Source organism: Providencia rettgeri, from assembly GCF_001874625.1.
GTDB lineage: Bacteria > Pseudomonadota > Gammaproteobacteria > Enterobacterales > Enterobacteriaceae > Providencia > Providencia huashanensis.
This window is the reverse complement of the sequence record NZ_CP017671.1, coordinates 792,972-807,324: the sequence shown is the minus strand read 5'-3', so window position 1 is coordinate 807,324 and position 14,353 is coordinate 792,972. Positions and strand designations below refer to the sequence as shown.

The window sequence follows — 14,353 nt, the reverse complement described above, 5'->3', positions numbered from 1 at the left end:
CTAGGAGCATACAAAAGTATGTGACTAGGGCTGTCGTTACAGTCGGCAGCGCCCCGGCGCAAAATATAACAATACCATTTGGATACCCTATATAATTCGGGTGGTAGCTAGGCGATAAGTGAACCGAACCCTAGGAGCATACAAAAGTATGTGACTAGGGCTGTCGTTACAGTCGGCAGCGCCCCGACGCAAAATATAACAATACCATTTGGATACCCTATATAATTCGGGTTGTAGCTAGGCGACAAGCGAACCGAACCCTAGGAGCATACAAAAGTATGTGACTAGGGGCGGTGAGAGCGGTCAACAACGCTACAGCGCGAAGTATGACGGGTATCTGTTATTTTTGGATAAGATAACGAATAGTCGGCCCATCCTGTTGAATATCCAACACCGTATAACCATAATTTTTCGCATCTAGTGGGATATTATTAATTGACTGGGGGCAGTCACTTACCACTTCTAAGATTTCACCGCTTTTCAGTGATGGCATAGCCTCTAACGTTGCTACAGCAGGATATGGACAAGGTTCTCCAACCATATCTAAGCGGTAATCAGGGATAATGTCTTTCTTGTTCATACTGCCTCCACGGATGTATTCGATGACTTTTGCTCTCGTTTACGGAAAAAGTGTTTTTCCCATAACAGCATCAGCACAAACGCTACCGCTAATAATGCATAAGTAACCAATAAACCACCTTCTGGCCCAAAAGTTTCTAATAGATTAACTTTATCAAAATCAGTGGCCAACCAAGGGCCCAAATCATCCCAATAATAAGCAAGAACTGTTGCGCCAATAATATTACCGAAGCCAACCCACCAATAATGAACTTGGCCTTCAACAGCACGATACATCCAGCCCGTTTCACAACCACCAGCAAGAACGATACCAAAGCCAAATAATAGACCACCAATTACTGCATTCGGGCCTGCCCATAGGATTTTAGGTGTAGCACCTAATTGTACGTAGCTAAAAATCCCCACGGCACTAACCGCCATGCCGATAATAATTGCTTTCGCCATATGCGTACGCCCCGTGATCCAAAGATCACGAAACGCAGAAGTAAAGCAGATCTGAGCTCGCTCAATTAATAAACCAAAACCTATCCCACATAAAATCGCGAACCCCATCACTGGAGAATCAAGCAACGTATAAAAACCCCAAGCAATGGCTAAAGTAAAAATCACCATACCAAGTTTAAAACGTCTTTTCGCCACATCATGGTTTTGGGTTAGAGGGGATGCAGTATTGACCTTTTTGAGCTTCACGGGGATCCGAAACATTGGCATCAGTGTAAACTTGGCGCCAAAATATGACCCAGCAGCAGTGGCAACGGCAAAGTACCACGCATGTAATGAAAATTGAGGTATCCCAGTAAAGAATGCGGCTAAATTACACCCCATAGCTAAACGAGCCCCAAACCCCGCAATAATACCGCCTAATATTGCTTGGAAAATACGGATTCGGTGTTGAGGCATACGTAATTTGATGTTATTGGCCCAAAGGGCTGCCGCAAAACACCCTGCGAACATACCAATAATCATAACACCATCAATACGGTCTAATGGCGTGCCTTCAAAGCCAATAACTTTAAAATATCCCCAAGTTTCAGGCTCCGCACCAAAAAGTTGCATGACATGTCCGCCCCAGCGAGTGAACTCGCCAGTCACAGCCCAAAATGTGCCCGTTAAGCCAAAATAATAAGTTGATAAGATCCCCGCAGCAATTACTGCAGGTAATGGTTTCCAAAAACCGATGAGATAGTGAGATTTAAAATCAGACCAAGTCATTGTTACTTCCAATTCGTTTCACGCCAGATCCTGGCAGAGAAATTCGCCGTTGTATAATTATCTTTATAAGTAGTTATATCGATACCCCACAGCGAAGAGGCAATATCATACTCTGATAAATTTTTTCGTGAAGCCATTTCATCATAAAACACAGAAAAGGTTGATGCTTCTCATATCTCACCCCCTTAGCTATATCAATTCATTCTTTAGTTAACTTGTATTGTTTTCTTTATGTTATCCCAGAAAGAGATGAGAGCTTAAACTGCGAAATGAATACAAAAAAAAAGCGTTATCGAAATGATAACGCTGGAAGTGTAGTCTTATTTTATCTATAGAGGTGTATAATATGAAATTGCCGTATTACGGCGACGCTTGCTATGCGTAGTCTGTAGTCAGCCCATTTGACTCCAGTAATAACACTTATCTCACTATATAAATACGCCCGCTATTCGAATTATCTAACTAAGTAATTATAGTTATTTTTAAGATAAAGCCTAATAACTTGCTAAATTTAAAATTCAAAAATTAGCGATGGCTTTATTAACCCTAGCGTAAGTAAATTTTAAATAAACATTTCAATATAACAAGGTATTTAAAAGTGTTTCTAAATGTTATTGATTGCATTATAACGTAATACATTTGTTGCGCAAGCATTTTTTTGTTCGAGTCCCTACGTGAAAATAAAAAAACATTCTCATTTTAAATCAATTAGTTATGTAAATTCACAGAAAAACAACAAAATAATAGTCTTATAGTTAAGATATTACAGACAATTTACATTTATTCGTTAAATATATATTTTACATATTTAAAATAATTTCCAATAAATAACTTTAATATTATTTAATCACTACAGATAATTACTTAAATATATTATTTAAGATTTCAAACCCCATATAAACATTAATAATACTTACATATAAAAAAACAAAAGAAATAAGCAGATATACTTATCTGTGTATTTTAAATTTACATAATAAAACTAATAGCTACTATTCCTATGATTAACAATCATTTTTTGTTTTTTTTTAAACAATAAAATGGCCGTAACATATATATGGTTATTGATATTAACAGGTAAAAAAGATAAAAACATAAAACCTTATTAACAAAATGGTTTATTTTTTATTATATATAACTTATCTTTAAAATTGTTTTTAACAAAATAAAAAGCATTTACAACCAGACAAACTCGCATTTTAAAACTAAAAAACCAACTCAATAATCAACATTTCTTATGCGTATTCTAGAAAAATAAAGCTATCACTTACCGTTATCATCAAAAATCAGATGCCAAGCAACACCTATTCATTATAAAATTTAATGTTCCCCCTTATTTTTTTATTACTATAACCAACGCCCCGCCTAAAAATCGGCGAAAAAACATGAAGAACAAACTATAGCCCCATAAATTTGACGAAAAAATAGTGTGAAATAAGAATAAAACGCTTTAAAAATAAGTTAATCACTAAAAAATATGATTAAGCACAAGAGAAATACTATAAAGAGGTTAGCTCAAAACACTACATAGCTATTTTTGAACAATTAATTTTATACATAAAAAAACGCGTTCCATCCCAAAGGATAAAACGCGCCGGAAAGATTTGATGCTCCCCTTATTTAGAAGAGGATGTCGCTTCCATACCAACTAGACCGATTTTTAAATACCCTGATTGGCGTAATGCGTTCATTACATCCATCATAGTTTCATAATCTACACTCTTATCAGCTTGAAAAAAGATTGTTGTATCTTTATTCGCACTAGTGGCTTGGTCAAGCATTGCTGAAAGCTGATCTTTTGATACCGCTTGATCACCAATAAAGAGTTGGTTGTCTGCTTTAACAGTTAGAAATACGGGTTTTTCTGGGCGTGGCTGCGGCTTCGCAGTCGAAGCAGGTAAGTTGACTTTAATATCAACAGTTGCCAACGGTGCCGCAACCATAAAGATAATCAATAAAACTAACATAACGTCAATAAAAGGCGTTACGTTAATTTCATGCATTTCACCACTATCGTCTTGTTCGTCACCTAAACGCATTGCCATAATAATTACCTTGCTTTGCTATTTGCCAGATCGAGATCACGTCCCAATAATAATGCAGATTGAGCAGCGACATCCCCTACTTGACCACGGTAGTTGTTGATCATCCGAGCAAAAATATTATAAATCACAACGGCTGGAATTGCGGCGATAAGACCAATTGCAGTCGCTAGCAATGCTTCTGCTATCCCTGGTGCAACGACGGCAAGGTTAGTGGTCTGTGAGTGAGCAATTCCAATAAAGCTGTTCATGATCCCCCAAACTGTGCCAAATAAACCGACAAATGGAGAGATCGCGCCAATCGTTGCCAAATAACCATTTCCGCGCCCCATATAACGGCTAATTCCAGCGACAGCTCTTTCGAGGCGGAACGAAGTACGCTCTTTAGTCCCTGATAAGTCAGTACTATTGACAGAAAGTGTTCTTTCATTAACAGCTTCATTTAATAGCATACGGGTAACACTATTAGCTTTGAAACCATCTGCAATGCTGACAGCTTCATCAAGTGATTTTACCTCTGCAATCGCTTTGGCTTCTTCTTTTAAGCGGCGACGTGCAACTAAGATTTCTAACCCTTTTGAAAAGAACAGTGCCCAAGTAATAATTGAAGCAATGACTAAACCTATCATCACGGTTTTAACCACATTATCTGCATTTTGGTACATCCCCCAAACAGATAAGTCTTGATCAAACCCGCCAGTTGGTGCCTCTGTTGCCAGCTCAATATTTTCGCTAACCGCTGATGTATTTCCACCTTCCCCTTGAATGGGCTCTGCGGGTACTGATGCAACCTCAGCATTTGGTGCCGTTGTGGTTGGCGTAGCAGAATTTTCTACCGATGGTGTTGAGGATGTATTTTGAGACGCCGCTGGTGTTGTTGCAGGTGTGGTTTCAGCGACTGCCGTCCCCATCAAGCCGAACGCCAATAGAATAGAAGCTGTTAGTTTACGCATCAGTTGGCCTTTACTCTCTTTTTAGTGTTGTATAACAAAATTTATATCGATGATTGTGCCATTCATCGACTAACCATTAAAAGCGAAATTTGACTCGCACTGTCCATTCTTTTCAAAAAGACGCTGCTGATAATATCAAACACAGCGCGAATTGATAGTAATTATCATTAGTATTTGCAATTTTTTTATGTTTTTTTGCTCTTCGACAAAGAAGCCCTCTTCTATGATACGGTTATTTATCTTCAGCTATGAGTTAACAATTTAGCTAGTTCACCATCGGCCTTGGTTGCTTTCACTCGGTAGATTACCCACAAATTTACTTCATCCCCATATTTAAAATGAAAGTTGAAGAATACTCAGGTTACATTTCCTTCGAGATCATTTAACGTCTTAGTATTAATCACCTTAGAATTCGGCAAATCACATTCTGTGTAGGGAAAAATCATGGCTGAGAGTAAACCTGAAACTCAATTAGTACATATTGGTCGAAACCCTAAGTACACACAAAAAGGGGTAAACCCAGTTATTCAGCGTGCATCATCTATTATTTTTGACACTCTGGAAGAAAAACGTCACGCAACCCGTCACCGTGCAGGTAACACTTTATTTTATGGGCGACGGGGTACACAAACACATTTTGCTTTTCAAGAAGCAATGACCGAATTAGAACAAGGGGCTGGCTGTGTGCTTTATCCTTCGGGCGCAGCCGCAATTACCAATGCTATTTTGTCTTTTATTTCAGCGGGAGAGCACATCCTTGTTACCGGCTCTGCCTATGACCCTACGCAGAATTTTTGCGACAACATTTTAACTAAGCTAAGCGTTCAAACGACTTATTTCGACCCATTAATTGGGGAAGATATCGCTGAGTTAATCCAGCCAAATACTCGTATCGTCTTCTTAGAATCACCCGGCTCTATTACAATGGAAGTTCATGATTTACCGGCTATTGTTCATGCAGTCCGTGCCAAATCACCTGAAATTATTATTATGATTGATAATACTTGGGCGGCTGGCGTATTGCTTAAGCCCTTATTATTCGATATTGATATATCCATTCAGTCTGCCACAAAATATATTAACGGCCACTCTGACGGCATGTTAGGTCTTGCTGTTGCCAATCAACGTTGTATCGAAACATTACGTGAAAATTCTTATCTATTAGGCCAAACCGCAGATCCTGATACCGTTTATATGGCAAACAGAGGGCTTCATACCCTAGCAACTCGATTAAAACAGCACCAAATTAATAGTTTGCAGATTGCACACTGGCTACAGAAACGGCCAGAAGTCGACCAAGTTTTTCATCCTGCACTTCCATCATCGCCCGGTCATGAATACTTCATACGCGATTTTTCTGGCTGTAATGGCTTATTCTCTTTTCAACTAAAATCTCGATTATCTCCTGAGCAATTCACCATATTTCTTGATAACTTTACTCATTTCAAAATGGGGTATTCATGGGGTGGGTTTGAATCACTGATTTTGGGGTATCAAAAAGAGGATTTACAAAACATGCGCCAATATGATTTTTCACCTAAAGAGGGGACATTTTTCCGAGTGCATATCGGCTTAGAGCACCCTGATGATTTAATTCATGATTTACAATTAGCTTTCGAGCGAATTTGATTTTCATTAAAAATCAATAAATTAATTATTTTAAATTGCAGGTTTCCATTTGCTTGTTGCCTGCAATTAATTTGCTAAATCACTAATTCATCAAACAAATCAAACTCGACGCACATTTTTCCTGTAATATAGTTAATAAAGAAATTCGCTTTTACGCAAATACAGGAACGATTATGGAAGTCCTACGCGAAATCGTACTGGCACTTTGGAACCACGATTTCCTTAAACTCTCCAACCCTGAAGTGCTTTGGGTTATTTATACCGTGCTTTTTGTTGTCATTGTTTTAGAAAATGGCGTTCTTCCCGCTGCATTTTTACCGGGAGACACCTTGCTTATCTTGTCAGGTGCACTAATAGCCAAAGGTGTATTACATTTTATTCCAACCATATTATTGTTAACGGTGGCGGCAAGTTTAGGGTGTTGGCTAGGTTTTCTACAAGGAAGATGGCTAAGCGAGACCACCGTTGTCAAACGTTGGTTATCCCAGATCCCTGAGGAATATCATACTAAAGCAAACAATATGTTTAACAAACAAGGGTTATATGCGTTGCTTATAGGCCGGTTTCTTGCATTTGTTAGAACAATATTACCATTGCTCGCGGGGCTATCCGAACTCAGTCACCGTCGTTTCCAATTTTTCAATTGGTTAAGTGGCTTATTATGGGTTGGCTTAATTGTGAGCTTAGGTTACGCCCTCAATCAAATTCCTTTTGTAAAAGAACATGAGCAAATTGTTATCAGCGCACTGATGATCATCCCTGTTGTTTTACTCGTGAGTGGGTTAATTGGTTCAATTGTCGTGTATTGGAAACACCGTAAGGCCCTGTCAAATAACAAATAAAATTGATAACAGCAATGGCCACTAAATAGCGGCCATTCAGACTGTTGACAAACATATCATGTTTGGCGACAGTCGTTAGGGGTTCTGAAATAAACGAGGAAAATCAATTCATTGATTTTCGGCTGATAACACGGAGCGGGGAAAACCACGCTTTTATCCCGCTTCGTCAGCAACTTCAATGGCCGCTAAATAGTGGCCATTTCACTTATTGCGCCATCAAAACAGTGATAGCTGAAAACAAATACTGACCAATTTCTGGGGTCATCCACGTCCCTTGAGAAATCCTTGGTTCTTCTCGATATACCATACGGATCTTTTCCTGTAGTTCAGGGTCTTTCCCCGTGAATTGATTAAACATCGCTAACCAGGTTTTCGCCAACTGCTGAACTTCCTCTGAGTCTGGGGATTTACGTGCTTTCATTGCATTATATAAACCTGCAATTAATTCGGGCCACACCTGCCCCGAAGCAAAATAATGCTGCCTAACCAAAGCAAATTGTGCAGCCGTTAAATGTGGTCTAAACAACGACAATTGGTATTCACTAAAACCCTCTGCAACATATTGGATCATTGCAACGGAAATCCCCGATGAATAAGCTAATGTATTATCGGATAAATGAATTTGATTCAGCCGAGCAAAGAAATCAGGGTTCCCTCCGGTATCTCTTTCTAGTGCGGTCATCCATTCATGTGCAATTTGTTGCACCTCTGTAGATTGCGGTGCTGCACCTTGCTCCATTAACTGACTTACTGCAGCTATACGCTGTTGCCATTCTTGGTTTTTCAGCGTATGTGCTGTATACAATGGCAATTGTTCCAACTCTTGGGGGGTAAAATATTTATCAAACATCGACATCATCTCCAATACAGAAAACCAATCAGCCTGAGTTAAAACATCTCCTGTTTGCATTTGCCTATGTAATTGCTCTAATCGATAACGTAACGTTGCCATTTGTTCCATTTGTTCCGTTAATAATGCAATACGTTCTTGCAACAAACTTGCGATATCCCCACTCTGACCATCGAGTAATTCACCGATGTCTTTCAGTTTGACTCCAACTTGCCGTAACAATTGAATTTGCGTTAAACGCTCTATACATTGCATGTTGTAAAGCCGATAACCCGCATCGGTCCTTGCAGTTGGAAGCAACAAGCCAATCTCTTCATAATGATGAAGTGTACGGATGGTTAACCCTGTTTTTTCCGCGATTTCACCGACTTGAAATAGCATACGTTCCTCCTGTAATTGCGACTAAGGTTAGTGCCTCACGTTACGTGAGAGTCAACCAGCATTTTGCATTTTTTTATTGAAATTGCATATTATCCCCAGATAAACAAAAAAGCCCCAGCAGACTGAACTGCAGGGGCTCATTAATGGCTAATGAATAATTTACTTAATTAACGCATGCATTTCTTGAACTGAAATCACTTTTTCTGTTGGGTCAGCACTCAATGACATAGTCGTTGCAAACCCACCGTTTAACGTTGTGTCATAATGTACTTTATACTGCAAGGCACTACGGCGAATTAATTTAGAATCTTCAATGGCTTGGCGCCCCGCGGTTGTATTTACAATATAATCGTATTCACCATTCTTAATTCTATCTTGAATATGTGGACGACCTTCATGAACCTTATTCACCAACCTAGGGTTAATCCCAGCTTCCCCTAATACAATCGCTGTTCCGTGCGTCGCATCTAATTCGAAACCATGTTTTAGCAATTTTGCGGCTAAATCCACGACGCGCGTTTTATCACCTTCACGGACAGACAGGAGCGCTCGCCCTGATTTTTTCATGGTTGAGCTACTGCCTAACATTGCTTTAGCGAATGCTTCTGCAAATGTCCGCCCGACGCCCATGACTTCACCCGTTGAACGCATTTCTGGCCCAAGGATCGGGTCTACGCCTTGGAATTTATTAAATGGAAGAACAACTTCTTTCACTGAGTAATAAGGGGGAATGATTTCTTCTGTAACACCTTGTTCAGCCAATGTTTGCCCAACCATCACACGTGCTGCCACTTTAGCTAATGGCACACCGGTTGCTTTCGACACAAATGGGACGGTTCTTGCTGCTCGAGGGTTAACTTCAATCAAGTACACCTCATTATTTTTCACCGCAAACTGTACGTTCATTAAGCCACGCACACGTAACTCAAATGCAAGGTTACGAACTTGTTCACGCATGACATCTTGAATTTCTTGGCTTAAGGTATAGGCAGGCAACGAACATGCGGAATCGCCAGAATGCACACCGGCTTGCTCAATATGCTCCATAATACCACCAATCAATACCATTTCACCGTCACAAATCGCATCAACATCCACCTCAACTGCATCGTCTAAGAAACGGTCAAGCAGTACTGGTGCATCATTCGATACACTCACCGCGGTTTGGAAATAACGGCGTAAATCCACCTCATCATACACGATTTCCATCGCACGACCGCCTAGCACATAAGATGGGCGAACTACCAGTGGGTAACCAATTCCTGCAGCTTTTTCAACCGCTTGTTCAATAGCAGTTACCGTTGCATTCTGGGGTTGTTTTAAATTTAAACGATTAACTGCTTGTTGGAACCGTTCACGGTCTTCAGCGCGGTCAATGGCATCAGGGCTAGTACCAATAACAGGAACACCTGCTGCCTCAAGTGCTCTCGCTAATTTAAGCGGAGTTTGACCGCCATATTGCACAATCACACCTTGTGGTTGTTCAATACGAACAATTTCAAGAACATCTTCCAATGTCACTGGCTCAAAGTACAGGCGGTCAGATGTGTCATAATCTGTTGAAACCGTTTCAGGGTTACAGTTAACCATGATGGTTTCATAACCATCTTCACGTAGTGCTAAAGAAGCATGTACACAACAGTAGTCAAACTCAATCCCTTGGCCAATACGGTTCGGACCACCGCCTAATACCATTACTTTGGGCTTATCATTATTTGGGTTTGATTCACACTCTTCTTCATAAGTGGAATACATATAAGCCGTATCTGTTGCAAACTCTGCTGCACAAGTGTCTACTCGTTTATAAACAGGGTGTAAGCCATACCCTTGGCGTAATTTACGTAGCTCGGCTTCGGAGACGCCAACTAAGCTAGCAAGACGTGCGTCTGCAAAACCTTTGCGCTTCAATACCCGTAAAAAGTCTTTTGTCAGGCCATTTACACCTAACTCTGCAACTTTCTCTTCTAAACGGACTAACTCTTCAATTTGTACTAAGAACCAACGGTCGATATTCGTTAGGTTAAAGACACCATCTACCGAAAGACCTGCGCGGAAAGCATCTGCGATAAACCAAATTCGCTCTGCTCCCGCATCTTTTAATTCACGGCGGATCCGAGTTAATACTTCAGGGTCTTCTTGAGAGACTTTTGGGTCAAAACCAGTCGCACCGACTTCTAAACCACGTAGGGCTTTTTGCATTGATTCTTGGAATGTGCGACCAATTGCCATCACTTCACCCACAGATTTCATCTGAGTCGTTAAGCGGTCATTCGTGCCTGCAAATTTCTCAAAGTTAAAGCGTGGTATTTTTGTCACAACATAGTCGATAGAAGGCTCAAATGAAGCTGGTGTACGGCCTCCAGTGATATCATTCATCAACTCATCGAGGGTATAGCCGACCGCTAATTTGGCAGCAATTTTGGCAATAGGGAACCCTGTCGCTTTTGATGCTAGCGCCGATGAACGAGAAACACGCGGGTTCATTTCAATAACAATTAAGCGCCCATCTTTAGGGTTTACAGCAAATTGAACGTTAGAGCCACCTGTTTCCACACCAATTTCACGTAAAACAGCCATAGAGGCATCACGCATGATTTGGTATTCTTTGTCCGTCAAAGTCTGCGCTGGTGCAACGGTGATAGAGTCACCGGTATGAATCCCCATCGCATCAAAGTTTTCGATTGAACAGACAATAATGCAGTTGTCTTTTTTATCGCGGACAACTTCCATTTCATATTCTTTCCAACCAATTAATGACTCATCAATTAATAACTCATTCGTTGGTGATAAATCTAAACCACGCGTACAAATTTCTTCGAATTCTTCACGGTTGTATGCAATACCGCCCCCCGTTCCGCCCATAGTAAACGATGGGCGAATAATACATGGGAAGCCAACATCATCAGCAACTGCGTAGGCTTCTTCCATATTATGTGCGATACCAGAACGCGCTGTACCCAAGCCGATTTTTTTCATTGCTTTATCGAAACGCTGACGGTCTTCTGCTTTATCAATCGCATCTGCAGTAGCCCCAATCATTGTTACACCAAATTCGGCTAAAACCCCTTTGCGTTCCAATTCAAGTGCGCAGTTTAGTGCCGTTTGCCCACCCATCGTCGGCAATACCGCATCAGGGCGCTCTTTTTCGATGATTTTGCGAACCACTTCCCAATGAATTGGCTCAATATAAGTAGCATCAGCCATCTCAGGGTCAGTCATGATCGTTGCAGGGTTCGAGTTAACTAAAATAACGCGATAACCTTCTTCACGTAACGCTTTACATGCCTGTGCACCTGAATAGTCAAATTCGCATGCTTGGCCGATAACGATTGGGCCCGCACCTAAAATCAGAATGCTTTTTATATCAGTACGTTTTGCCATTTTTCTGCTCCCGATTATTTTGCGTTTTGACGTGGTGTGTTTTGACGGTATTCATTGATTAAATCAATGAAATGGTCGAATAAGTTCGCCGCATCATGTGGCCCTGAGCTTGCTTCAGGATGGCCTTGGAAACTAAATGCTGGTTTATCCGTACGGTGAATACCTTGCAATGTCCCATCAAACAGTGACTTGTGCGTCACACGCAGTGTATCGGGGAGTGTTGATTCATCGACAGCAAAACCATGATTTTGCGCGGTGATCATAACAACATCGTTGTCTAAATCTTTCACAGGATGGTTAGCACCATGATGACCAAACTTCATTTTCATGGTATTTGCACCACTAGCCAGAGCCAATAATTGATGCCCTAAGCAGATCCCAAAAACAGGTATATTGGTGGTTAAAAATGTTTCAATTGCATTGATTGCGTAATCACAAGGGGCAGGATCACCAGGCCCGTTAGATAGGAAAATACCATCCGGCTCCATCGCTAGAACCGTTTCTGCCGAGGTCGTTGCGGGAACAACTGTTAAGCGGCAACCGCGGTCAACTAGCATTCGTAAAATATTACGTTTAGCACCAAAATCATAGGCAACGACGTGTAAAGGAAGCTGTTCAGCGGCTTTCGCACCTTGCTGACCATTTTCTAGTGTCCAAGATCCTTGAGACCAACTATAAATCTCTTTAGTGCAGACTTCTTTTGCTAAATCCAATCCATTCAACCCAGAGAAACTACGTGCTTTTTCAAGTGCCAATGCGGCATCTGGACTATCCCCTGCGATAATGCAGCCATTCTGAGCCCCTTTTTCTCTCAATAAGCGGGTCAATTTACGTGTATCGATATCTGCGATAGCCACAACGTTGTGGCGTTTCAGATACTCTGACAACCCTTCTTGCCCACGAAAGTTGCTGTAAACCAATGGTAAGTCACGAATGATTAGGCCTTGAGCATGAACATTTGGAGATTCTTCGTCATCAGCATTTGTGCCGACATTACCAATATGGGGATAAGTGAGAGTAACAATTTGGCGGGAATAGGAAGGGTCTGTAATTATTTCTTGATATCCGGTCATTGACGTATTGAAAACGACTTCTCCAACTGCGGCACCTTCTGCGCCTATGGCATGCCCGTGGAATTGGGTTCCGTCTTCCAGAACCAATATAGCTGACTTAATCAAAACACCCTCCGGAGAATAATAAATCACGTTTTTTGCATATTAATTCAGATTTTGCGATCTAAATCAATGCCAAAATGAGTTTTTAAGCAGATTTTTGGCAAATTGCGCGCATTCTAATGATGAGATAGGGTCTTGTCTAGAAAAAAATGCATTTTTTACAATTTTACCTTACTTTTTTGCCAAGCTACCCTGAATTTATCGTTATGACCACCAAAAATGATAGCCAATATGAATAAGTAAACGGTTGCAACGTAAGATAACTGTAAAAATGATAATAACTCAGCTAAAAATCAGTTTAAAGAGAAATTAGTGATAAAAAAAGCACTAAAAAACAGGAAAACAAATAGAAATGATTACTTGAAAATGTAAAAACACCGAACATTAAATATAATCAGGTTGATGACTATATCAACCTGATTATAAACAAAAATTATAATTTAAAAATTAAATATCATCTAAACACAATACATCTTTCATATCATATAAACTTGGTTTTTTAGCGACTACCCAGCCTGATGCCCTTATTGCGCCATTTGCAAACGTCATCCGGCTAGACGCTTTATGAGTGATCTCAACTCGCTCACCAATATCGGCAAACATCGCGGTATGCTCTCCCACAATATCACCAGCTCGAATAGTTGCAAAACCGATCGTCCCAGCTTCACGCTCACCGGTATAGCCTTCTCTTGCATATACCGCACAATCTTTTAAATCTTTACCAAGTGCACCAGCAATAGATTCTCCCATTGCTAAAGCTGTGCCTGATGGCGCATCAACTTTATATCGATGATGGGCTTCAACAATTTCAATATCGGTGTAAGTTCCCATCACTTTTGCGGCTTTTTCTAGTAATTTGAGTACTAAATTAACACCAACACTAAAGTTTGCCGCGAAAACAATTGGGATCACCGTTGCAGCATCTGCAATAGCTTGCTTACCTTGTTCATCGAAGCCTGTCGTGCCAATGACCATCGCTTTTTGATTCTCTTTACAAAATGCTAAATAATGTAATGTGCCTTCTGGGCGTGTAAAATCAATCACAACATCAAAATCATTTACCACTTGGTTGAGTGAATCAACAACAGAAACACCTAGTTTACCAACCCCTGCAAGCTCACCGGCATCAGCTCCAATGAGTGATGAGCCTTCACGTTCAATGGCTGCGCCTAGTTGAATACCTTCTTGCTCTTGTGCCGCTTGAATTAATTGCCGCCCCATGCGACCACCTGCGCCGACTACCGCAACACGTACCACTGAATTTGCCATGGTTCATCCTTTTTTCATTATTAATGCAAGAAATTGAATC

At 40.6% G+C, this 14,353-nt stretch carries 10 protein-coding genes; 2 read left to right on the top strand and 8 right to left on the bottom strand.

Translation table 11 applies throughout. The annotated features are described in order from the left end of the window. Nucleotides 1-340: 340 nt before the first annotated feature. The 4 genes from yedF to exbB all read right to left on the bottom strand — a co-directional run bounded on the left by yedF (nt 341) and on the right by exbB (nt 4,786). Nucleotides 341-580, bottom strand: coding sequence for a sulfurtransferase-like selenium metabolism protein YedF (yedF, locus tag RB151_RS03420; RefSeq protein ID WP_042846966.1), 240 nt, complete (start codon nt 578-580; stop codon nt 341-343). Next, the gene (gene yedE / locus RB151_RS03415; RefSeq protein ID WP_042846967.1) at nt 577-1,791 is read right to left on the bottom strand and encodes a selenium metabolism membrane protein YedE/FdhT; all 1,215 of its coding nucleotides are present in this window, start codon (nt 1,789-1,791) and stop codon (nt 577-579) included. Before yedE ends, yedF begins: the two co-directional genes overlap by 4 nt. Before the next feature lie 1,616 nt (nt 1,792-3,407). Next, a complete protein-coding gene (gene exbD / locus RB151_RS03410; protein ID WP_042846968.1) occupies nt 3,408-3,836 on the bottom strand; it encodes a TonB system transport protein ExbD in 429 nt (142 codons plus the stop codon). A 5-nt stretch (nt 3,837-3,841) separates the two neighbouring features. After that, nucleotides 3,842-4,786 carry a tonB-system energizer ExbB gene (gene exbB / locus RB151_RS03405; protein ID WP_042846969.1) on the bottom strand — a complete coding sequence of 315 codons (945 nt, stop codon included), beginning with the start codon at nt 4,784-4,786 and terminating at the stop codon, nt 3,842-3,844. A gap of 444 nt (nt 4,787-5,230) precedes the next feature. Between exbB and metC the strand changes: the two genes are divergently transcribed. Beyond that, nucleotides 5,231-6,415, top strand: coding sequence for a cystathionine beta-lyase (metC, locus tag RB151_RS03400; RefSeq protein ID WP_042846970.1), 1,185 nt, complete (start codon nt 5,231-5,233; stop codon nt 6,413-6,415). Between the two features lie 173 nt (nt 6,416-6,588). Beyond that, nucleotides 6,589-7,257, top strand: a complete 669-nt coding sequence (locus RB151_RS03395; protein WP_042846971.1) for a DedA family protein — start codon at nt 6,589-6,591, stop codon at nt 7,255-7,257. A 205-nt stretch (nt 7,258-7,462) separates the two neighbouring features. Here RB151_RS03395 and RB151_RS03390 read toward each other — a convergent pair whose 3' ends face one another. From RB151_RS03390 to dapB, 4 genes are all read right to left on the bottom strand, one after another. Next, on the bottom strand, nt 7,463-8,488 hold the full coding sequence (locus tag RB151_RS03390; protein ID WP_042846972.1) for a MerR family transcriptional regulator: 1,026 nt from the start codon (nt 8,486-8,488) through the stop codon (nt 7,463-7,465). 159 nt (nt 8,489-8,647) lie between these two features. Beyond that, complete coding sequence (gene carB, locus RB151_RS03385; RefSeq protein ID WP_042846974.1) at nt 8,648-11,869, bottom strand: carbamoyl-phosphate synthase large subunit; 3,222 nt, start codon at nt 11,867-11,869, stop codon at nt 8,648-8,650. A gap of 14 nt (nt 11,870-11,883) precedes the next feature. Further along, the gene (gene carA, locus RB151_RS03380) at nt 11,884-13,047 is read right to left on the bottom strand and encodes a glutamine-hydrolyzing carbamoyl-phosphate synthase small subunit (RefSeq protein WP_048608414.1); all 1,164 of its coding nucleotides are present in this window, start codon (nt 13,045-13,047) and stop codon (nt 11,884-11,886) included. A gap of 444 nt (nt 13,048-13,491) precedes the next feature. After that, nucleotides 13,492-14,313 carry a 4-hydroxy-tetrahydrodipicolinate reductase gene (gene dapB / locus RB151_RS03375; protein WP_042846976.1) on the bottom strand — a complete coding sequence of 274 codons (822 nt, stop codon included), beginning with the start codon at nt 14,311-14,313 and terminating at the stop codon, nt 13,492-13,494. Between the last annotated feature and the right edge of the window lie 40 nt (nt 14,314-14,353).